Annotated in this window: 16 protein-coding genes; 3 read left to right on the top strand and 13 right to left on the bottom strand. The window is 57.2% G+C overall.

The annotated features are described in order from the left end of the window. Nucleotides 1-322: 322 nt before the first annotated feature. From AC1RWL_RS09570 to AC1RWL_RS09560, 3 genes are all read right to left on the bottom strand, one after another. Nucleotides 323-835, bottom strand: a complete 513-nt coding sequence (locus AC1RWL_RS09570; protein WP_493094434.1) for a flavin reductase — start codon at nucleotides 833-835, stop codon at nucleotides 323-325. 2 nt (nucleotides 836-837) lie between these two features. Further along, entirely contained in the window at nucleotides 838-2,115 is a 1,278-nt protein-coding gene (locus tag AC1RWL_RS09565; protein WP_493094433.1) for a styrene monooxygenase/indole monooxygenase family protein, read from the bottom strand. A 706-nt stretch (nucleotides 2,116-2,821) separates the two neighbouring features. After that, nucleotides 2,822-3,745, bottom strand: a complete 924-nt coding sequence (locus AC1RWL_RS09560; RefSeq protein WP_493094432.1) for an NAD-dependent epimerase/dehydratase family protein — start codon at nucleotides 3,743-3,745, stop codon at nucleotides 2,822-2,824. A gap of 424 nt (nucleotides 3,746-4,169) precedes the next feature. Between AC1RWL_RS09560 and AC1RWL_RS09555 the strand changes: the two genes are divergently transcribed. Then, nucleotides 4,170-4,880, top strand: a complete 711-nt coding sequence (locus AC1RWL_RS09555; RefSeq protein WP_493094431.1) for a GntR family transcriptional regulator — start codon at nucleotides 4,170-4,172, stop codon at nucleotides 4,878-4,880. Nucleotides 4,881-5,087: 207 nt separating this feature from the next. Here AC1RWL_RS09555 and AC1RWL_RS09550 read toward each other — a convergent pair whose 3' ends face one another. From AC1RWL_RS09550 to AC1RWL_RS09505, 10 genes are all read right to left on the bottom strand, one after another. Then, nucleotides 5,088-6,308 carry a M20 family metallo-hydrolase gene (locus AC1RWL_RS09550; protein WP_493094430.1) on the bottom strand — a complete coding sequence of 407 codons (1,221 nt, stop codon included), beginning with the start codon at nucleotides 6,306-6,308 and terminating at the stop codon, nucleotides 5,088-5,090. Nucleotides 6,309-6,413: 105 nt separating this feature from the next. After that, nucleotides 6,414-7,841 (bottom strand): dihydropyrimidinase, encoded by a 1,428-nt coding sequence (hydA, locus tag AC1RWL_RS09545; RefSeq protein ID WP_493094429.1) that lies wholly within the window; start codon nucleotides 7,839-7,841, stop codon nucleotides 6,414-6,416. A 28-nt stretch (nucleotides 7,842-7,869) separates the two neighbouring features. Next, on the bottom strand, nucleotides 7,870-8,631 hold the full coding sequence (locus tag AC1RWL_RS09540; protein ID WP_493094428.1) for an SDR family NAD(P)-dependent oxidoreductase: 762 nt from the start codon (nucleotides 8,629-8,631) through the stop codon (nucleotides 7,870-7,872). A gap of 19 nt (nucleotides 8,632-8,650) precedes the next feature. Next, nucleotides 8,651-9,565: an NAD-dependent epimerase/dehydratase family protein gene (locus AC1RWL_RS09535; protein WP_493094427.1), complete on the bottom strand. Its 915-nt coding sequence runs from the start codon at nucleotides 9,563-9,565 to the stop codon at nucleotides 8,651-8,653. Beyond that, complete coding sequence (locus AC1RWL_RS09530) at nucleotides 9,565-11,220, bottom strand: dipeptide ABC transporter ATP-binding protein (protein ID WP_493094426.1); 1,656 nt, start codon at nucleotides 11,218-11,220, stop codon at nucleotides 9,565-9,567. The genes AC1RWL_RS09535 and AC1RWL_RS09530 overlap by 1 nt, the downstream gene beginning before the upstream one ends. After that, nucleotides 11,217-12,065 carry an ABC transporter permease gene (locus AC1RWL_RS09525; RefSeq protein WP_493094425.1) on the bottom strand — a complete coding sequence of 283 codons (849 nt, stop codon included), beginning with the start codon at nucleotides 12,063-12,065 and terminating at the stop codon, nucleotides 11,217-11,219. Before AC1RWL_RS09525 ends, AC1RWL_RS09530 begins: the two co-directional genes overlap by 4 nt. 12 nt (nucleotides 12,066-12,077) lie before the next feature. Continuing rightward, a complete protein-coding gene (locus AC1RWL_RS09520) occupies nucleotides 12,078-13,118 on the bottom strand; it encodes an ABC transporter permease (RefSeq protein ID WP_493094424.1) in 1,041 nt (346 codons plus the stop codon). A 61-nt stretch (nucleotides 13,119-13,179) separates the two neighbouring features. Then, nucleotides 13,180-14,814, bottom strand: coding sequence for an ABC transporter substrate-binding protein (locus AC1RWL_RS09515; protein WP_493094423.1), 1,635 nt, complete (start codon nucleotides 14,812-14,814; stop codon nucleotides 13,180-13,182). A 536-nt stretch (nucleotides 14,815-15,350) separates the two neighbouring features. Next, nucleotides 15,351-16,100 carry an SDR family NAD(P)-dependent oxidoreductase gene (locus tag AC1RWL_RS09510; protein WP_493094422.1) on the bottom strand — a complete coding sequence of 250 codons (750 nt, stop codon included), beginning with the start codon at nucleotides 16,098-16,100 and terminating at the stop codon, nucleotides 15,351-15,353. Next, on the bottom strand, nucleotides 16,097-16,888 hold the full coding sequence (locus AC1RWL_RS09505) for a GntR family transcriptional regulator (protein WP_493094421.1): 792 nt from the start codon (nucleotides 16,886-16,888) through the stop codon (nucleotides 16,097-16,099). Before AC1RWL_RS09505 ends, AC1RWL_RS09510 begins: the two co-directional genes overlap by 4 nt. A 198-nt stretch (nucleotides 16,889-17,086) precedes the next feature. On the opposite strand from AC1RWL_RS09505, the gene AC1RWL_RS09500 reads away from it, so the two are divergent. Further along, nucleotides 17,087-18,061, top strand: a complete 975-nt coding sequence (locus tag AC1RWL_RS09500) for a nucleoside hydrolase (protein ID WP_493094420.1) — start codon at nucleotides 17,087-17,089, stop codon at nucleotides 18,059-18,061. A 213-nt stretch (nucleotides 18,062-18,274) separates the two neighbouring features. Continuing rightward, a complete protein-coding gene (locus AC1RWL_RS09495) occupies nucleotides 18,275-19,312 on the top strand; it encodes a BMP family lipoprotein (protein ID WP_493094419.1) in 1,038 nt (345 codons plus the stop codon). Nucleotides 19,313-19,384 lie beyond the last annotated feature (72 nt).

The following is a 19,384-nucleotide window of genomic DNA, read 5'->3' as shown; positions in this document are numbered from 1 at the left end:
GACCGGATCGGGCTGCGAATATGAACCCTTGCCGGTCTTTGCAAATCTCTGGGCTCACCGAATCGCAGAAGAGGATGTGGCCGCCTACATCATGCCAAGCAATCGTAGGAAAACAGGCGGTACGAGGGCTTCAACTTGAAGCTTCGTCACGAACTGCTCAGCCGCGCAACCCTTCTACACACTCGAGGAGGCAAAGATCATCATTCAGCACTGGCGGCGCCATTGTATTCTAACGCCAAATCGAGATCACCAGAGCCGCGCTTCGTTACTTCCCGGCCCCGTCAGGCAGGCTGGCGCTCCGCCGGAGCGCCAGCCTGTGCCTTCAGCCTGCAGGTAGATGATGATACTTCCTGGCGAAGTAGGCCAGGCTAGGTGAGCAGGGCGAGGGGAGGCGCACAGAAAGAATGTCGCCAAAGATCACCGAGTGAGTCCCGAACTCATGGATGTTTGAGATCCTGCAGTCGCATGCGGCGACGCAATCCGTCAGGACAGGTGAACCGGTGGCCAATTCCTCCCACTCTACCATTTCGAAGCGTTTGGCGGTGTCAAGGCCTCCCACTCCGGCAAACAAGGCAGAGACTTCCTCTTGACCGCTGCTCAGCATGTTGACGCAGAAAACACCGTTTTCCTTCAGCGGTGCGTTCTGCTCGCTTCGCCTGTTCATGCAAAAAAGCAGGGTTGGCGGCTCATCTGAAACACTGCAAACTGCAGACGCCGTGAAGCCGAGGCGTCCTGCTGTTCCGTCTGATGTGATGACGCAGACCCCGGAGCTGAGCCGGGACATCGCCTCGCGAAAGTCAGTTTTGCTCAGGCCTTCTTTCGGTAGCGGATACATGATCAGCCCCCCGATGAATAACGGCGAACGAATTCTTCGGCCCCCGCTTTGGTCAGCATCGTGCTGGCCATACGATCGGGACGTGCAAACCCGTTGAACAATGCATCGCCGGCTTCCGGGCTCTTGGCCGCGGTCGCAATGACGTTGTTGCCATAGTCGTCGAAAGGTTCAAGGAAGTGGTGATTGAACTGGTAGGCTGCCTTGCCAAGGTTGTTCCAGAGGTCATCGTTGATCTGGGTCAACCACTCTTCCGTATACTCGGCGTCACCGCGCGCTGCCAGCACTTGGGCCAGATAGTAGCCGCTTCGGTTTGCGAACTGACCACCCTGGCCGCAGACGGGGTCAAAGGTGATTGCGGTGTCACCCACCGGGATGACATATCCGCCCGAAGGAAGCTTCCCGAAGGCCTTCCGGACGGTTGGGGCGAAACGACCTGCAAGCCAGGCGTGCTGGTCGCCATCGCCGACATACTCCATATCATCAGCGATATGCCGTTCATGCGGAGAGGTCTCACGGATGATGTCGCAGGATTGTTTCACGACGTCTTCGCCGCTCTTGCAATCACCGAAGCGGTCCATCATACGGCCCGGCCGCGCTTCCAGCAGGATCGCAAACGAGGCCCCGGCTGTCTTGTGCTCGTAGGGAACCCAGAAGTATTCGCCGACGTCATTGTATTGATTGAACTTTACGGGAACGTAAGGCACCCGTTCGGAGAACCATTCTTTGTGTCGGCCGGTTTTCGACCTGACGATAGCCATCGCCAGATGGCGCTGGGGAGCCGTGTAGACCGACCGCACCTCGTCCCGCGGTATCGCGCTGGAAAGGTCGGCCTTGCCAGCGGCGAGGACTGTCAGGTCGTGAAACAGAGCGATCTGGTCCATGCGCTCCAGCGTTACGCTTTCGATGACGAGCCGTCCGCCGATGCTCTCGAAGTCCTCAAGCCAGCGGCTGACACGCATGCGCTGGTCGATGCCGGCTCCGGGGCGTCCATATTCCGTTCGGCCGGGGACAACCGTCAGGTTTCCGTTGACCTTGTCCCATGTGTCGAGAAGAAACCCGTGTCCTTTGAACGCCTTGTGCGACCAGTGATCCATCCCGAGAAGCCGCTCGATATCGATCACTTCGTCATAGAGATAGGCGGAACCTGTGGGCTTGGAATGATTGAGCCATTGATCCGGTGTGCGGTCGGAATAGAGGGTTACGTCAAAGCCGTTCCGTACGAGGGCATACGCCATGATACAACCAGCCGGTCCTGCCCCGATGATCGCGATCTTTCTCATTAAGTTCCCCTTGCTACTGCTGTTTTTGATCTTCCGCTCCCGACTTTCCGGGAAGGGTTTGAAGTCTTGAGGCATCGGGCTTTGGAAATTTAAACGCGCAGCAGCTTAAGCGTCACCTTCCTCTGGCTTGCTCAGGCGCCGGACAGTTTTTTTCAGCATCACCCCTTCACAAATGCGGTGACCCACTTCTCCTCCAAGAGGAGCGCTTGGTGTTTTATAGTGTTCACCACGTTGGATACAATGATGTGGTCATCCCGTGCCTGTCAATAGCTCTCTCGGTGATTACAGCATTGATGAATGCTCTGATTGGCAAAATATCGAAGTTATAACAGAATGTTAGGATGCTTATTCGATAATGAAGATTTTTTGAATTTCGGTGCCGCTTGCAAATAATGCACTGTGTGGGGCGTGCTTTACGTCGCGCATGTCGGGATATGGCTGAGTTGGATGGCGACAACCAGAGCACGTTGTCTGGTTAATGCAGTTCGCGCGGCGATGCCAGGCATACCTTGCCTGCGGCGCAGCGTTTCACCCTAATTCTTGGCCCATTTTGTGATGTGGGACGGCACTCGGGAAATGGTTCGATCAAGGCGAGAGCACTATGTCTATCCAGTGCAAGCGTGATTAAATTGGGACAAGCTAGTCGTCCATATTGTGCGACTAGCTCGTTAGTGTGCAGAGATCTGGGAGGGATGCGGATAGCAGATTACTGAGCGTCTAGCTCACGGGCTCTGAGCCATTCAAGGTACGATGCCACGCCGCTTGCAAGCGAAATCCGGGGCTCGTAACCGAGGTCGCGCTTCGCCGCGGATATATCGAAATAATCCTGGTGAATATCCCCCGGATCGTCACCGTCCGAAAGCTCGATAGCGGCGCTCGGCACGACTGCTTTCACGACCTGCGCGACCTCGGACAGCGTCAGCCAGGTGCCACCGGTAATGTTGTAGGCCTGTTGGGGAAGCTCTTTTCGGTCCAGCGCAGCAATCATCGCGTTTGCGGCATCATCTATATGCATATATTGCCGATGAAAGTTGCGACCATACGGGATGTGTGTCGTTTGCCCTCGCAATGAATCGAGCAACATCTGACGGATCAGACAACTCGTACTCCGGCGCGAGCCGTAAACCCAACTTATCCGGAGACTGACGGTGTCGACACCGAACTGCGTTTTGTACCCATTCAGTATATGTTCCGCAGCGGCTTTCGAGGCGCCATACATGCTGCTGGGAAAAAGGACGACATTTTCGGGAACCGGACCAGCGGAGGTTGTGCCGTACGCAGTGGCGGTTGACGCGAAAACGACGCGTACGCCACCGACGAGTCGCGCTAGTTCGGCAACATTCGTCGTCCCTAGCGTGTTGACCTGGACGATCTGGACCGGGTGATCCGGCGACACCATCGGGCCCGAAAATGCGCCACAATGTATGATGCCCTCGATATCGTGCTTGCGTGCCAGGGCATGGAGTCCATGAACGTCGGTGACGTCACATTCCAGCACGGGTCGGCCGTCGACCTCCAGCCCGACCCGATCGACCGCTACAACGCTGGTCCCGCGGTCCTCAAGCTTTCTCCTGACCGCATTCCCGATCAATCCGACCGCGCCGGTTACCAGCACTTTCTTTCCTGCCATTCTGGCCTCTCCCTATACTTTTCCTTTATCTTTGGTGGAAATTTCCAGCAGATTGGGCGTTATCCCTCGCTAACAATCCTGCGCTTTCGCACGCGGCTCATGACCACCATCGAACTCAATCGCAACCGGGCTACCAAACGGCAGCGGCATCCAACCCCTGCCCATGGCGGGGCAATCGAAGCTTAGCGGGCGTGAAACGAAATGTTCGGATAGTGCGCAACCGTGCTAACGTGCATTTCGTATGACTCTTGAGATTTTATTGGATACAATATGGCGCACAATATAGCAAGATCAATTGAATTCGCTGCTTTGACGTGCAATAAGCACAGATATTAAGCGAAAACACCGGGGCCGGCTTTCGTCCGAGCCGAACGCAAAAAAACCGGATCCGGTGTTGCTCATGGATGCAGGGAGAGGATCTAAAATGGCAGCAAGTCCGCGTCGCCATGGTTACACGGAGACTGAAATTACGCGGAAGTTAATTTCCGCAATCTTCGAACAGCGGCTGCCACCAGGTGAGCGTATTACGGAAAACCAGCTTGCGGAGGCGTTCGGTGTCAGCCGGACCGTCGTAAGACTTTCGATGAGCAAGCTTTCCGAAATAGGCGTTTTCAAGAAAGTTCCCAATCTCGGTTACACCATAGCCGCCCCGACACGGGCGGAGGCACGCATGATGCTCGATGTCCGCAAGATGATCGAGCCGGGAATGGTGCGTAGTGTTGCTTTGACGAAGAGTGCCAAGCAGCTAAAGCTGCTCTACGATCATGTTCAGATGGAGAAGCGCGCAAGAGACGCCGGCGATCGTTCCACGCTCGTGCGGTTGACCGGCGAGTTTCACCTCACCCTCGCTGAAATCAGTGGCAACATCTATCTCGTCAACATTCTTACGCAACTTCAGGTTTTGACGTGCCTGGCGATCTTGGTTCACGCCGAATCGGAAGAAGGTTGTCCGCGCGACGAACATAGTCGAATTGTTGAAGCGATTGACAAGGGTGACGGCGACGCAGCGGCGGCGGAAATGGCCAAGCATATCGATCATATTGCGTCCGAGCTGCAATTGGACAGCGCCCATGAGGAGCCGAGCCTCGAGAGCGCTTTCCGTTGGCTTGGTCACAAGCATGCACACAACGGCTAGGCACGAATGCATCTGCACTGACGGATCTGCGCCTCCGAAAGCTTAGACGCTTTCACTGGACAACTCCTTCTCCAACACAAGGATCGTAAATGGAAACTTCCGCCCAAAAACGATCCGATTCAATGGGGCGCGTCACGCGGTAATCTGCCGGTCGAGGTGAACCGCGCTTTTTAGCATTCGGAGGCCTTGCGATTGGGCCGGTGTCTGTCAATCGCTTGCGTGATAGACTCCACTATGGCCGAGAACAGCGTGAGCAAGCACATCGCAGGCCTTTTTCACATGATCTCGTTCCGACCATTCTGCGGGGTTATGGCTGATGCCGTCTCGTGACTGCACGAAAACCATCGCCGTCGGGTAGTGGCGCGCAAGGCTGCTCGCATCGTGCATCGCACCACTGGGGAGGATCATCGGCTTGACACCCAGTTCATGTGCGCTATCCAGGAGGCGGGAAACCATCGCGCCGTCGAATATCGCCGCCGGCACATCCATCACCTGCCTGACGCTGCCCTTTACGCCGCCCGTCGGCGGAATGGTCTCGATCGCCGATTTGATCCGCTCTTCGAACGAATCCAGGATTTCCACATCTCCGTGGCGAACGTCGAGGACCAGTTTGGTATGTCCAGGAACTGTATTGGCCGAGTTGGGACTGACTTCGACACGGCCAACGGTGAATCGGAGATTCTCGTCAATTGACAGCGCTTCTTGCCGGAGCTGCAAGGCTACCCCAGCCGCTGCCATGAACGAATCCTTTCGATCCATGAATGGTGTCGTGCCCGCATGAGCATCTTGACCTTCAAGATGCACTTCGTACCACCGAACGCCCTGGATACCTTCGACGATACCGACGGGAACGTTCGCGCGCTCCAATACTGGTCCCTGTTCGATATGGAGCTCGTAGTAGGATCCAACATTGATATCGACACGCTCTTTTCCGGCATAGCCGATGCGGTTCAGTTCCTCGAAGAAGTCAACGCCATCGCCTTTGACGGTCGAATGATCGAGATCACCGACAAACCCGACGGAACCGGTGAGGCCAGGCTTAAATCGGACGCCTTCCTCGTTTGTCCAATTGACCACTGTGATCGAGCTTGAGGTTAGAAGATCCCCATCATTCAGAGATCGCAGAATTTCCAGGCCTGCCAGCACACCAAGGACACCGTCGAACCGTCCCCCGTGAGGCTGGGTGTCCAGATGGCTTCCGATCAGGATGTGCGGCGCGGATCTGTCGAGACCGGCGCGGGTCGCAAACATGTTTCCATAGGGGTCGATGCGCAGGTCCAGGCGGGCTTCCCGACACCAATGAGCAAAAAGGTCCCTTGCTGCCCTGTCCTCGTCAGTCAGCGACAATCTGCAAGATCCATCGCCCGGTATCGCACCGATCTTCGCGATTTCCATAATTGTCGACCACAACCGATCGCCGTCGATCAAACCTCTATCTTCTGTCGCTCTTTTCATTTGAACCATAGTAAGCACCCGACTTTACAAAGACATCAGACCAGATCCATACGGATCTCTTTCAGCAACCATCACCGACTAGAAGTCGGAGCCGCCGGCGGCGTACGGGGAGATCGATCGCGGCAGGAAGGATCCATCCGTCTTGGTGCCGAGGATGCGGCCTTCCACGCAAACCTGCTTGCCACGCAGGATCGTCATGACCGGCCAGCCGGTGACGTGCATGCCTTCGTATGGCGTGTAGTCGGCGCCATGGTGCATCAGCGCCTGCGTGATCGTTTCTTTCCGGTTCGGATCCCAGAGCACGATATCGGCGTCAAATCCGGGTGCGATTGAGCCCTTCTTTGGGTAGAGCCCGTACATCTTCGCGTGATTGGTGGACGTGAGGGCGACGAATTCGTTAAGCGAGATGCGGCCCTCGACCACGCCCTTGGTATAGAGGATCTGCAGGCGTGTCTCAACGCCTGGAATGCCGTTAGGCACCCATTTGAACGATGTCCTGGCCTTCGGATTGAGCTTGCCGGACTGTCCTTCATAGAAGAAGGGGCAATGGTCCGACGAGAAGGTCTTGAATACGCCACCGCGGATGCCTTCCCAGATCGCTTCCCAGCTGTCGTGGTCACGGGGTGGCGGCGAGCAAACGTATTTGCCACCGACTTCGTCCATGTTCAGGCCCTTGAGGTCATCGGCTGTCAGAGCCACGTATTGCGGGCAGGTTTCGCCATAAATCTTCAGCCCCTTTTGCTGGGCCCAGCGTAGCTGTTCCATCGGCTCGCGACCGGAGACGTGCACGATCATGATCGGCACGTCGGTCAACTCGGCGTGGCTGATCGCGCGGTGGGTGGCTTCACGCTCGACAGACTGCGGCCGGGACACGGCGTGATAGTAAGGCGCCTTCTTGCCTGCCCGCTCCAGCTTTTCGGTCATGAAGCGGATGGCGTCATAACCTTCACAATGAACCATGACCAGTGCGCGGCAATCGCGCGCGCAGTCGAAGACCTCCAGGATCTGCCGATCGTTGAGGACAAGATCATCATAGGTCATGAACACTTTGAAGGACGTGTAGCCTTCGCTGACGAGCGACGGGAGCTCCTGGCCGAGAACCGAGGGCGTGGGATCCGAAACGATGAGATGGAAACCGTAGTCGCAATAGCTCTGGCCATCGGCTTCCTTGTGATATTCCTTGACGCTTTCGCGCAGCGACGCGCCGCGCGGCTGAAGGGCGAACGGCAATATGGTGGTGTTGCCTCCCGCGATCGCCGAGCGTGTTCCGCTTTCAAAGCCATCGGCCATGGCGGGGCCGCCGAAGGCGGGTTGTGCAAGATGTACGTGGCTATCGATGCCGCCAGGCATGACGAGAAGGCCCCCGGCGTCAATCGTCTCGGCTGCGTCGGTCAGATTGCTGCCAACCGCGACGATCTTGCCTCCTCTTATGCCGACATCTGCGCGAACCGTGTCCGCTGCGGTCACTACAGTGCCGCCGCGAACAACCAGGTCGTATTCGTTCATTTCAACTCTCCTAAATGTAAAACCGGCGTTAAAGCATCACGTCGCCGCCATTGGGCGATAGTGTCTGACCCGAGTAGTAGGCACCGGCCTCGGAGGCCAAGAGAAGTGCGGTGGGTGCAATCTCCATGACGCGTCCGAACCTTTGGATTGGTAGCTGGGCGCGCTTCATGGCAAGCCACGCATCGCTATGGGCCATCAACAAGTCCGTCTCGACAGGACCAGGGGCAATGGCATTGACCATGACGCCCCTCGGCGCGCCCTCGTAGGAAAGCGCGCGTGTGAAGCCGACGACGCCGGCCTTGGCAGCGCAGTAATGGGCCAGTCCAGGCGCGCCCTTGTAGGCAAGCTGAGACGCCAGGTTGATGACGCGGCCCCAGTTTCTTTCGGCCATCTTTTCGAAGAATTGCTGTGTGACCAAATACGTACCACGCAGGTTCACGCCAAGAACGCGATCCCAATCCGCGGTCGTGAGCTTGTCGAACGGCTTGTCGCCACCGCCGATCCCCGCACTATTGACCAAAATATCGACGTGACCGAGCGTGTGGAGCGCCCAGCGCGCCATTTCCGCGACGTGTTCCTCGGAGGAGACATCGCACTCCGTGTACGCAACCTTCAAGCCTTCAGCTTTCAGTGATACCGAAAGCTGCTCGGCATTCTCACTGTCGCCCAGATGGCAATAGGCAACAGACGCACCATTCCTCGCAAGGATACGAACAATCTCCGCGCCGATGCCCTTGCTGCCGCCGGTGACGAGTGCGGTCCGTCCGGAAAGGTCAAATTGATTTGTCATATTCTCCTCGCAGGTTTGGCTAACCAGCTCGCGCGCGAAGCCAGTCTACATAGGCACGGACACCCGCCTCGAAGCTGAAAGACGGCTCGAAACCGATTTCCGTGCGTGCCGCGTCGATGCTGAATTTTGCTTGTCGATCGTCGACGGGATCCGCGCCTGGATTGATTTCAATTTGGGCGTCAGGCAGGACGGACTTCACGGTCTCGGCGATCTGGGCGAATGTGAGGTAGGTCCCGCCCGTGATGTTGTAGACGCGACTTGGCAGGCCCGGGCGGTCCAGAGCGGCTATGATTGCCCTCGCAGCATCCTCGACGTAAATGAACTGGCGAGGAAAATCCGCTCCGAACCCAATAGAGGTTTTTCGACCCGACAGGGTGTTCACGATCATCTCGCGGACAATACAATCGGTTGATCGGCGTGGACCGTAAACCCAGGAAAGACGCAGGCTTACGCCGTCAACGCCATATTGCTGGGCATAAGCGCCGACGAGGTGCTCGCCGGCGGCTTTGCTCGCTCCATAGACCGTGGTTGGTGCAAGTGCAGTTTCCTCCACAACGAGGTCGCCGTCCGTCGGCCCGTAAGCGCTGGTCGAGGAGCAATAGACGACCCGGACGCCGCCAAGGACTCTGGCCAGTTCAAGGACGTTGGCGGTGCCCACAATGTTGACATCGACCATTGCTGGTGGGTTATCGCGGGCCACCATCGGGCCGGAAAAAGCGCCGCAATGTACTATGCCGCCAATCCTCACCCCACGGACGACCGCGTGAAGGCGATGAACTTCCGTGATGCCGCATCGCACGAGAGGCAGGCCTTCATCCGTTTGCGCCATGACATCAATCGGGATGACAATACGTCCGCTCTTTTCGAGCAAGGAGCGAACCGCGTTTCCGACCAGGCCGCCGCCGCCGGTCACCAGAATAGCACCGTCTAACATTAGAATTGCCTTCGTTGAGCTGGTGAGTTGCCGTCATGACCGCCTTTCGGGCGGTGATCGATTGGAAGTTCCGCCTCGAGCAGCTTTCGCGTGTATTCATGGATGGGCGATTGAAAGATCTTCTCTGTTTCGCCGATCTCGACGATCTTGCCGTACCGCATGACTGCAACATTGTGCGCGAGGGAACGAACTGAATTCAGATCGTGGGTGATGAACAAGGCAGACATGCCCAGTTCCTTCTGAAGCGCCCTGACGAGGTCGATGATCTGAGAACGAACGCGAATATCCAGTGCGGTCGTCGGCTCGTCGAAGACGACGAAGTCTGGTTTTGTTGACAGCGCGCGCGCGATGCCGATGCGCTTCTGTTCACCAGCCGTCAGTTCGTGCGGATAGGCGTCAACGAGTTTTCGCGAGATCCCGACGAGATCCAGCAGCTCACGAACGCGGTCGCTTCGTGTCTTTCCCTTCATCTCTGGAATGAGCGAAAGGGGTTCCGAAATGAGATCTTCGACATTCCATCGTGGATTTAGAGCGACGTACGGCTCCTGGAACACCATTTGGATTCGACGGCGAAGAGGGCGAAACTGGCTGTCTGACAGTCTTGTCGTTTCCTGGCCGTCGAACCGAATTTCTCCGCCCGTCGTTTGCAAAAGCCTGACGATGCATTGTCCCGCTGTCGTCTTTCCCGAGCCGCTTTCTCCTACAAGCGCCAGCGTTTCGTTGCGGCCGACGGAGAACGAAACACCATCCACAGCGCGGACGACAGTCCCATTTCCGACTGGAAACAACTTCTGCAGATCGCACACTTCCAGCAAGGGACGCTGGGTGGCAAGGTCGATGACCTTTCCTTGCTCCACCATCGGAACCGGGCGCGCCTTTGCTGCTTCCAACAAAGCCTGGCTGTAGCTCTCCTTCGGCTTCTTCAGGAAATTCTCTACCGGACCAATCTCAACGATTCGTCCCTCGCGCATAATGGCGACGCGGTCGCAATAATGCGCGATGATGCCGAGATCGTGGGTGATCAGCACCACCCCGAGGTCCTTTTCCCGACTTTGCTCGACAAGCCTGTCGAGGACCTGAACCTGTATCGTGGCGTCGAGGCCAAGCGTCGCGTCGTCGGCAAGAATGATTTTTGGACGAGCGATCATGGCCATGGCGATCACGACGCGCTGCGCCATGCCGCCTGATAATTCATGAGGATAGGCTTTCGCCCGGCTCTCGGGATTGACGATGCCGACCTTTCTGAAAAGCGCTATCGCATCGGCTTCCGCGTCGCGTCTCGAGCAGCGTTTATGCGCTTGCAGCACATCCGCCACCTGAGATCCGACGGTTTTAACCGGATCGAGCAGTGCCTTGGCATTTGTCCCAATGAGAGCGATCTGACCGCCGCGAAAGTGTCTCTTCTCCTTTGCAGGAAGCGTCGAGATGTCGTGACCGTCAAATTCCACAGTGCCCGACTTAATCTCGACACCCTCCGGAAGCAGGTCGATGAGCGCGCGGGCGAGGATCGATTTTCCAGCTCCGGTTTCGCCTACGATGCCCAGGATTTCGTTCCTGGACAGCGAGAACGATACGCCGTCCAGAATCCGATTGCTTTGCGTGCCAACTGTAAGGTCTTGGACCCGGAGGACGTCTCCGCTTTTTACAATGTTCATTTGCGCGTCCTCCCAGTGGGATCGAAGAGGTCCTTTGCCAGATCGCCAAGCAGAGCGAAGCAGAGGACGGAGATCACGATTGCCAGTCCGGGGAAGAGCGACACCCACCAGATCCCGAGGATCATTTGCTGGGCACCGCTCGACACCATCAGTCCCCATTCGGGCGTCGGCATCCGGACGCCCGCTCCAACGAATGACAGGCCGGCGGTGAGAAGGATCGCCATACCGACGCTGATCGAAATCTGGACAATTGCTGGCGTGAGGGCATTCGGCAGGATGTGACGAAACATGATCGACATGTCGTTTGCACCGCCGCATCGCGCAGCGCTGATGAATGGCCGCTGACGAAGGGAGAGCACTTCCGCCCGGATCAATCGAGCGAACATGGGAATGAAAAGTATCGCGAGAACGATCGCGACATTCCAGATTTCCTGCCCCATCACCGAAACAAGCGCCATGCCGAGCACGAAGACCGGGAACGACTGGATGAAGTCGAAGATGCGCATGGCCAGCGAACTGACGACACCCTTGTAATACCCGATGAAAAGCCCAATGGGCACGCCGATGGCAAAGGCGAAGGCGACGGCCGAAATGCTGATCAGCAGGTTTATCCGGGTGGCGTAGAGAATTCGGGAATAGATATCCATTCCGGAAACGTCTGTGCCAAGCCAATGATCCCATGAAGGGGGGCTCAACGAGGCAAGCGGATCGGCCTCGACCGGTGAATGGGTGGCAAGCACCGGCGCAAGCAGGATCGCAACGATCTGCGCCACAAGCAGCGCCAGTCCGATCATTGCGGCCGGACGGCGCCGGATTTCGCGGGTGATATGGTTGAAAGTGCTCATCTGTCCTTCTCCTCAAACCTGAATTCGCGGGTCAGCGAGCTCGTAGAGAATGTCAACGACCAGGAAGACGACGAGGATGAAGGCGGCAGCGACGAGCACAAATCCCTGAAGCGCCGGGTAGTCGCTATTGATGACGGCCTGGACCGCGTACTGGCCAAGTCCCCCCCAGGAGAAGATTGTTTCGACAAGAACAGCCGCGCCGAGCAGGAAGCTGAATAGGAAGCCGACCATGGTGATAATCGGCGGCAAGCTGTTGCGGAGCGCATTTTTCACGATCAGCCGTTCCGGGAGACCGCTCGCCCTCTGGTGGCGAATGAAGTCGCTGCGATAGATATCGGCAAAGGTCGTTTTCGCGATCTTCATGAGCGCGCCGGCATTTACGATCGTGAGCGTCATCACAGGAAGCACAAGGCGCCCGACGGCGGATGTGAATGCCGCGAAATCACCGGCAAGCAGGGTGTCGATCGTATAGAACCCGGTCACGGCCGGCGGAGAACTCATCATGGCATCGATGCGCCCGAAGGGAGGAGCAGCAATTCCCATTATGTAGAAGAGGAAGAATATAAGCAGGAGGCCGACCCAGAAGTCGGGGATCGCGCCGGCGGCGAGGCCGTAGGCACGGCTCATGATGTCGACAACACCGCCCTTCCTGACCACCGCTACGACAGCGAGAGTGACACCAAGGATGATCGTGCAGATCATCGAATAGGTGATCAGCTCCAGCGTGGCCGGGGCCTTCTCCATCAAGTCGGTTGTCACCGGATTGCTGGTGAAAAGCGAGACGCCGAGGTCGCCGCGCACGACATTGCCGATGTAGATGGCGAACTGCTCCCACACACTGCGATCAAGACCGAGCTTCTGATGGAGTTCGGCGATTGTTTCGGGCGTTGCCATGTTCCCGAGCATCAGCAATGCTGGATCGCCGGGCAGCATGCGAACGAGCAAAAATGTGACGAGCACGACGCCAAGCATTTGGGGCACGACGAGCGGCAAGCGTGCCATGACAATTCGAACGGGTCGCGGAATCCGCTCCCAGGTATCCTTGATGTTCATTTGAGATATCCTCTCCAACACTGGAGGGGCGCGCGCGCAGGGATACGCGCGCCCCGCGACATTACTTGGACATGTCGTACCAAGCGTTGCCGTTCGGGGTGTACCAGGAGTACCCCTTGACCTTCGCACTGGTGGCGAGCTGGTAGCCAGGGTTGAAAAGGAACACCCATGGAGCATCCTCCACGGTGATCTGCTGAACTCTTGTCATCGCAGCCAAGCGCTCTGGCTCGTCAACGCTGGTGAGAGCGGTGTTGATCAGCTTGTCGACCTCGTCGCTTTTGAAGCGGGAGTAATCGATGAGCGACTTGCTGTTCAGCCAGAGGTTTGCGACGTAAGCGGCGTCAGGCACGATCGCCATGTCACGGAAGAAATACATCGGGATTTCTCCCTTTGTGTAGCGCTCAACCAGCGTCGAGGCCGGAAGCTTGGACAGGGTCACTTCGACACCAGCCTTCGCGAAGGACGACTGCAGAATGACTGCAATTTCTTCCTCGATCTGGTCGCCGGTGCGATAACCCAATTCGGTTTTGAAACCATCGCCGAGGCCTGCCTCCTTCAGAAGCTGCTTGGCTTTCTCGACGTCCGTCGTGTACTTGAAGAACTCTTCCGTGAAACCCGGATAAATCTCGGAGATCGGGCTTTTGGTTGGCCGCGCCGTATTGAAGTAAACGGCTTTGAGGATGTCATCGCGAGGAACGAGGTAGTTGAGAGCCTGGCGGACTTTCGGATCCGTGAACGGCTTCATCGTGTTGTTCATCTCGACGCGATGAATGTAATTTCCGAAGACCTTCCAAACCTTGACGCTGGGGCTTTTTTCGACCAGCGCGAGCTCTCTCGGCAAAAGGTATTCCGCGACATCGACCGACCCGGCCTGGAGCGCGGCCACCCGGTTCGAAGAGGTCGGCATTTCGCGAAAGATGACCTTTTCGATCTTCGCCGGGCCGCGATAATAATCCTTGTTGCTTTCATAGATTACTTCCTGGCCCGGGCTATATTTTGATACGAAATAGGGACCAAAAGACGCGGAGTGGGAAGCAAGCCAACGGCTGCCCCAGGGATCATCGGCTGAAATGTGGTTCTTCATTTCAACGGCGTCGAGAATCCCAAGATCGCTGTTGATCCAGATCCGCTCCAGAAGCGGTGACTGATTGGGTACAGAAACCTTGAGCGTGTAGTCGTCGATCTTTTGGAAAGCGGTCTCGAACGACTCGATTTTCAGAATCTGCGTCATGTACCAATGAAAGTTCGACTTGAGGGCCCAGCCCCTTTCAAACGACCACATCACGCTGTCAGCGGTGAGTTCGTTGCCGGCCGAGCTTTTCACGCCTTTGCGAAGATGAAAGACGATCGATTTTTTGTCGGGCGCCAGCTTCCAGGTCTCGGCCAAAGCGCCTTCGATCTTGTTGAAATCTTCGTACTTGATCCCGTCTTCGACCTTTGACGCGTAAGCAAGCAGGCGTTCATAGACATTGCGTCGAACTTCGTGAACTGCTTCGGTCGGAGGGTATTCCTGGTCGAGGGACTCAGGCGTCCGTGGACCAGCCACGATCAATGTTTTGCTCGCATCCTGTGCAAACGTCTGACTGAGAGGCCACGCAACGGTGGCTATCAAGCACCCTGCAAGCAGGGCTGCCGAAAAACCCTTCTGGCCACGCCAACGAAACGTCTGCGAGAGACGGTCAGAAAATACACTCATAACAATTCCCCTTATTGAGGCCGAAGCCTGTGTGCTGTGTGCACAGCGATGAGCACGATTTGCGCAACTGGATTGTGCGCAAAAACCTTTCACCCGCTCCCGAGGTGTGGTCTCTTATGTTGTGCCCATCATTGTATGCAATTAAAATCTGGACGCAATCGCGCCTGCTGTCAACGGCAAAATTAATTAGCTGTGTGATGGGCCTGGCAGGCCTATATCGTGCTGAAGCGGTGAGATTAGTCCGCCGGACGCAATCTCTTTGACCGGCGCTACGTCAGGAAGGCCTTGCTTTGGAAGCCAAAGGTCACGCCGCCGCGGTGACGGCCGAGGCTGGTCAACACCTGCCCCGGGCGCATGCGATTGATGTCCTCAATCGGATTGTTCGGCAACGCAAGGCTCAGCGGCCTACAGCGAATTTACAGGCGCTCTCGTCAATCTTTGGGCGTATGACCATAAGTTTTGCATCGGCTTATTGCCCTGGAGGCTAACGCTCCAACCGGAAAACCACGGTCAGGCGCTTTGAGCCGGAACATGCTCTACCACATGACGTCTCCGCCGTTTGGCGAAAGGCTTTGCCCGATGAAGAACCCAGCAGCATCCGACGCCAGATAGACATAGGTCGATGCGATCTCCGATGGTTCGCCCGCACGGCCAATGGGCAGGGCGTTCAGTTTCTCTTCCACAAACGCAGCTCCGCCGACGTGAAGCATGGCGGTGTTGGTCATGCCAGGGCACACGCAATTGACGGCAATGCCGGCGCGCGCCACTTCCTGGGCCACACTTGCCGTCAACGCGGTGACAGCAGCCTTGGACGCGCAATAGGCGCCATGATTGGCGACCGGCTTGTGCGCGAGCTGTGACGAGGTGTTAATGATCCGGCCATAGCCACGTTCCAGCATATGCGGGATCATGTGCTTCATGCCAAAGGCGACGCCTTTGAGGTTGACATCGAAAATACGCGACCAAACATCCCAGTCCTGCGCATGCAGAGGGGCGCCGCCGCTCGTTACGCCGGCATTGTTCACCAGGATGTCGATGTGACCAAGATGATCGATCGCCTGCCGGATCGTTGCTGCCACCGACGCCTCGTCCGTGACATCCACGTCACAGGCCAGGTTCTTGGACACGCCATTTTCGAGCACCGCCAGCAGGGACGCCTTTTCGTCCGGGTGGCCAAAATCGGCAATGGCGACATTTGCGCCCGCCTGTCCGAATGCAATGCAGACGGCGCGACCTATGCCGACGGCTCCGCCCATCACGAGCGCATTTTTTCCCTTCAACATCATACCGCGGGCTCATTGCGGGTAGGGCGCTTTTTCGTGGCAGGCGGAAACGCCGTGCCGCCCTTGGCGTATTTGATCAAGACACTCTCAAGGCTCGGCCGATCCTCGGTCGTTTTGTCTTGAAGAAGGTCCCTTTCGATATCATCGAGATGCCGTCCCATCTGAGCCACCGCCGAGGCGGCATCACGCTTCTGCAGCAACTCGACAAGATGGCGATGGTCATGAGCCTTGCAGCATCCCGTCACATCGCTGTAGGTCGCGATTACCAGGGCTGATCGGGAAATGAGGTTTCGAAGATAGACTTCGAGCACCCGATTGTCGGCAAGGTTGCTCAAGAGGATATGAAACTGGCCCGACAGTCTCAGCGCTTCCCGCTTGTCGTTCCGGTGATAGGCTTCGTCCTCGGCATCCACATGCGACTTCAGGGCAGCCAGATCGTCGTCGGTTGCGATCTTGACGAGCCGTTGAACGAGGTAGGGCTCGATCGCTTTGCGCGCTGAGATGATATCTCTTGCTTCAGTCGGGTCGGGAATGACGACGAAGCAGCCCTTGTTGCGCTGCAAATCCACCAGGCGATCCTGCTGAAGGCGCTGGATGGCAACCCTTACGATCGTCCGGCTAACGCCATAGTGGGTACAAAATACGTCTTCCGGCAGCTTTGTTCCGGGGTCGAGCGCTCGATCCAGGATCGCGTTGACCACAGTATTGTAAATCTCGTCCGGCACGTCGTCGAACGACCGCGCTTCCGATACTGCGGTGTCAATTGGTGCGAGCTCTAGTTTCTTTCGCATGGAATCTCCTTGGTATCGGAAATTTTCTATAGCGGATCATTGAATTCGGCTCAACAGAAAACGCCATTGGGCACATTACTCAATACGAAAAATACAAACTTCGTATTGACTATCGAATAATTCCGTTTCCTACTGGGCGTGCGCTGTCCGAAATTTTGACGCGGACCCACTCATGAAATCCCTGCGGAGGCGAAGCGAATGCGGAAGAAACTAATTCTCGATGTCGATACTGGGACGGATGATGCCATCGCCATCATGTTGGCCGGCCTGCACCCGCAACTCGATCTCGTTGCGATTACAACGGTCAACGGCAATATTCCGGTGGAGAATTGCACGGACAACACCTTGAGGACGCTCGACTGGATAGGGCGCGGCGATATCCCCGTCTATGAGGGAATGGCCCATCCGATTGTCCGTGAAGAGTTCCCGGAGCCGCGGTCGACCAAGCGTGACCCACAGGTTCACATGGCTGTTTTGCCGCTTCCCGAAGCGGTCTCCGTCAAGAAAGGCGTTAGCGCGCCGGCCTTCCTCAGCAAGGTATTTGCCGAACAGCCCGGCGAGATCACCCTCGTTGCCGTCGGGCCGCTGTCCAATCTCGCCGCAGCGATCGCTATCGACCCTCAATTCGCTGGAAACGTTGCGGAATTGATTATCATGGGCGGTGCGATCGACAAGTCAAACATCACGCCGTCAGCAGAATTCAACATTTGGGCCGACCCGGAGGCGGCCGCGCAGGTTTTCCGGGCGCCGTTCCGTAAAATCACGCTCGTTCCGTTGGATGCGACGCACGAGGCGCTGGTTTCCCAGGCGCAGTGCGACGCGCTGCGGGCTCAGCAGAGCCCGGCGGGCCGTGCCGCAGCCGATATCATCGAGCATCGGATCCGGGGCTACGAGGCGAACCAGCCCACGGGTACGCCGCAGACCGCGCCTGTCCATGATGCCGTGTGCGTGGCAGCGCTTATCGAGCGCGACATCATCGAGACGAAGTATGTCAACGTCGTTGTCGAGACGATCGGAGAATACACGATTGGCCGTACAGTCGTCGATCATGAGCGGCGCACCAAGCGTGCCCCCAACTGCCATGTCGCGTTCCATGCAAGGCGAGAGCCTTTCGTGGCGATGCTGTCGGACACGTTCGCATCCCTTACCGATACGCAAGCCAAGGCCAGCTGATTGAGTGCACGTCCGATTCAATTGGCCGACGCGATTTCGCGCCGGCCTTCATGAAGTCGTGGTCGCGCATCTGTCGATTAGCCGATTAATCAATTCGAAAATTCGTATTGACAAAAAAATACGAAGATACATATGATCGTATCATCTTGTTAAGCGGCCACGAACATATGGGAGAGCCGCTGCAAGTTCTCAAAAACCAAAAGGGGAATGACGATGAAGGTTTTCAAGACAGCAATGCTGTGCGTGGCGCTCTCTGTCGGCGCCTTGGCCACAATGGCGCAGGCTGCAACGCGCGTCGCTTTTGTCACGGCCGAAGGCGGCCTGGGGGATCAGTCCTTCAACGACATGATCAATGCCGGCCTCAAGAAGGCCAAGGATGAGCTTGGCATCGACTATGTCGTTATTCAGCCGCGTGCCGTTTCCGACTTCCAGTCTTCACTGGTCCGGGCTGCCGGGCAGAACTTCGATCTTGTTCTGGGCGCGTCCTTTGACATGATTGCGCCGATGAAGGCGGCTGCCGAAGCGTTTCCGGATCAGAAGTTCGGAATCATCGACGTCGGATCGGATCCGATTGCGCCCAACGTGGTCGGCGGCGTTGCCAAGGACTGGGAGGGGTCGTTCATTGTGGGCGTCGCTGCCGCATTGACGTCCAAAACCGGCACGATCGGTTTTGTCGGCGGCAAGGATATCCCGGTGATCCATCGCTTCTTCAATGGCTACTACTACGGCGCGAAGATCGCAAAGCCTGACATCAAGGTCATCGAGAGCTACTCCGGAACGTTCACCGATCCGGCCGCAGGCAAAGAGTACACGCTCGCCGCAATCAATGACGGCTCGGACATCAATTTCGCCGTCGCCGGACTGACAAGCGCCGGCGTCATCGACGCCGCCAAGAGCACCAAGACCTTCGCCATCGGCGTCGACTCCAACCAGAACGGCATGGCCCCCGGCACTGTTCTCACCTCCATGATGAAACGCGTCGATGTTGTTGCCTATGACATTGTCAAATCGGTCGTCGAGGGCACGTTCAAGGGCGGCGCCAACAAGGAATACGGCCTCAAGGAAGGCGGCGTCGAGGCGGCCATGGACGACAACAACAAGGGACTGATCTCCGATGAGACCCTCAAGGTGATGGACGACCTGAAGGCCAAGGTGATTTCCGGCGAGATCGTCGTGCCGAACTACATCGAGCTCGACCCGTCCGCAAAGCAGATGGGCAACCCGGCCATCGATCGGCCGTCCGGCAACTAGCACCGAAGCTCCTCCCGGATGCCCGGGGCGCGCGTCAAATGCGAAGCCCCGGGCACGACACCTCAAGCCAGG

This window comes from Shinella sp. GW821-FHT10F02 (assembly GCF_058809275.1).
The sequence above is the reverse complement of the archived record's forward strand: the minus strand, read 5'-3'. Positions and strand labels throughout refer to the sequence as shown.

Bases quoted from the DNA above. Each gene is read 5' to 3' on its own strand.
- AC1RWL_RS09555 (WP_493094431.1), top strand. From the start codon at position 4,170: ATGGCAGCAAGTCCGCGTCGCCATGGTTACACGGAGACTGAAATTACG.
- AC1RWL_RS09540 (WP_493094428.1), bottom strand. From the start codon at position 8,631: ATGACAAATCAATTTGACCTTTCCGGACGGACCGCACTCGTCACCGGC.
- AC1RWL_RS09500 (WP_493094420.1), top strand. From the start codon at position 17,087: ATGCGGAAGAAACTAATTCTCGATGTCGATACTGGGACGGATGATGCC.
- AC1RWL_RS09520 (WP_493094424.1), bottom strand. From the start codon at position 13,118: ATGAACATCAAGGATACCTGGGAGCGGATTCCGCGACCCGTTCGAATT.
- AC1RWL_RS09515 (WP_493094423.1), bottom strand. From the start codon at position 14,814: ATGAGTGTATTTTCTGACCGTCTCTCGCAGACGTTTCGTTGGCGTGGC.
- AC1RWL_RS09565 (WP_493094433.1), bottom strand. From the start codon at position 2,115: ATGAGAAAGATCGCGATCATCGGGGCAGGACCGGCTGGTTGTATCATG.
- AC1RWL_RS09535 (WP_493094427.1), bottom strand. From the start codon at position 9,565: ATGTTAGACGGTGCTATTCTGGTGACCGGCGGCGGCGGCCTGGTCGGA.
- AC1RWL_RS09505 (WP_493094421.1), bottom strand. From the start codon at position 16,888: ATGCGAAAGAAACTAGAGCTCGCACCAATTGACACCGCAGTATCGGAA.
- AC1RWL_RS09530 (WP_493094426.1), bottom strand. From the start codon at position 11,220: ATGAACATTGTAAAAAGCGGAGACGTCCTCCGGGTCCAAGACCTTACA.
- AC1RWL_RS09495 (WP_493094419.1), top strand. From the start codon at position 18,275: ATGAAGGTTTTCAAGACAGCAATGCTGTGCGTGGCGCTCTCTGTCGGC.
- AC1RWL_RS09510 (WP_493094422.1), bottom strand. From the start codon at position 16,100: ATGATGTTGAAGGGAAAAAATGCGCTCGTGATGGGCGGAGCCGTCGGC.
- hydA (WP_493094429.1), bottom strand. From the start codon at position 7,841: ATGAACGAATACGACCTGGTTGTTCGCGGCGGCACTGTAGTGACCGCA.
- AC1RWL_RS09560 (WP_493094432.1), bottom strand. From the start codon at position 3,745: ATGGCAGGAAAGAAAGTGCTGGTAACCGGCGCGGTCGGATTGATCGGG.
- AC1RWL_RS09525 (WP_493094425.1), bottom strand. From the start codon at position 12,065: ATGAGCACTTTCAACCATATCACCCGCGAAATCCGGCGCCGTCCGGCC.
- AC1RWL_RS09570 (WP_493094434.1), bottom strand. From the start codon at position 835: ATGTATCCGCTACCGAAAGAAGGCCTGAGCAAAACTGACTTTCGCGAG.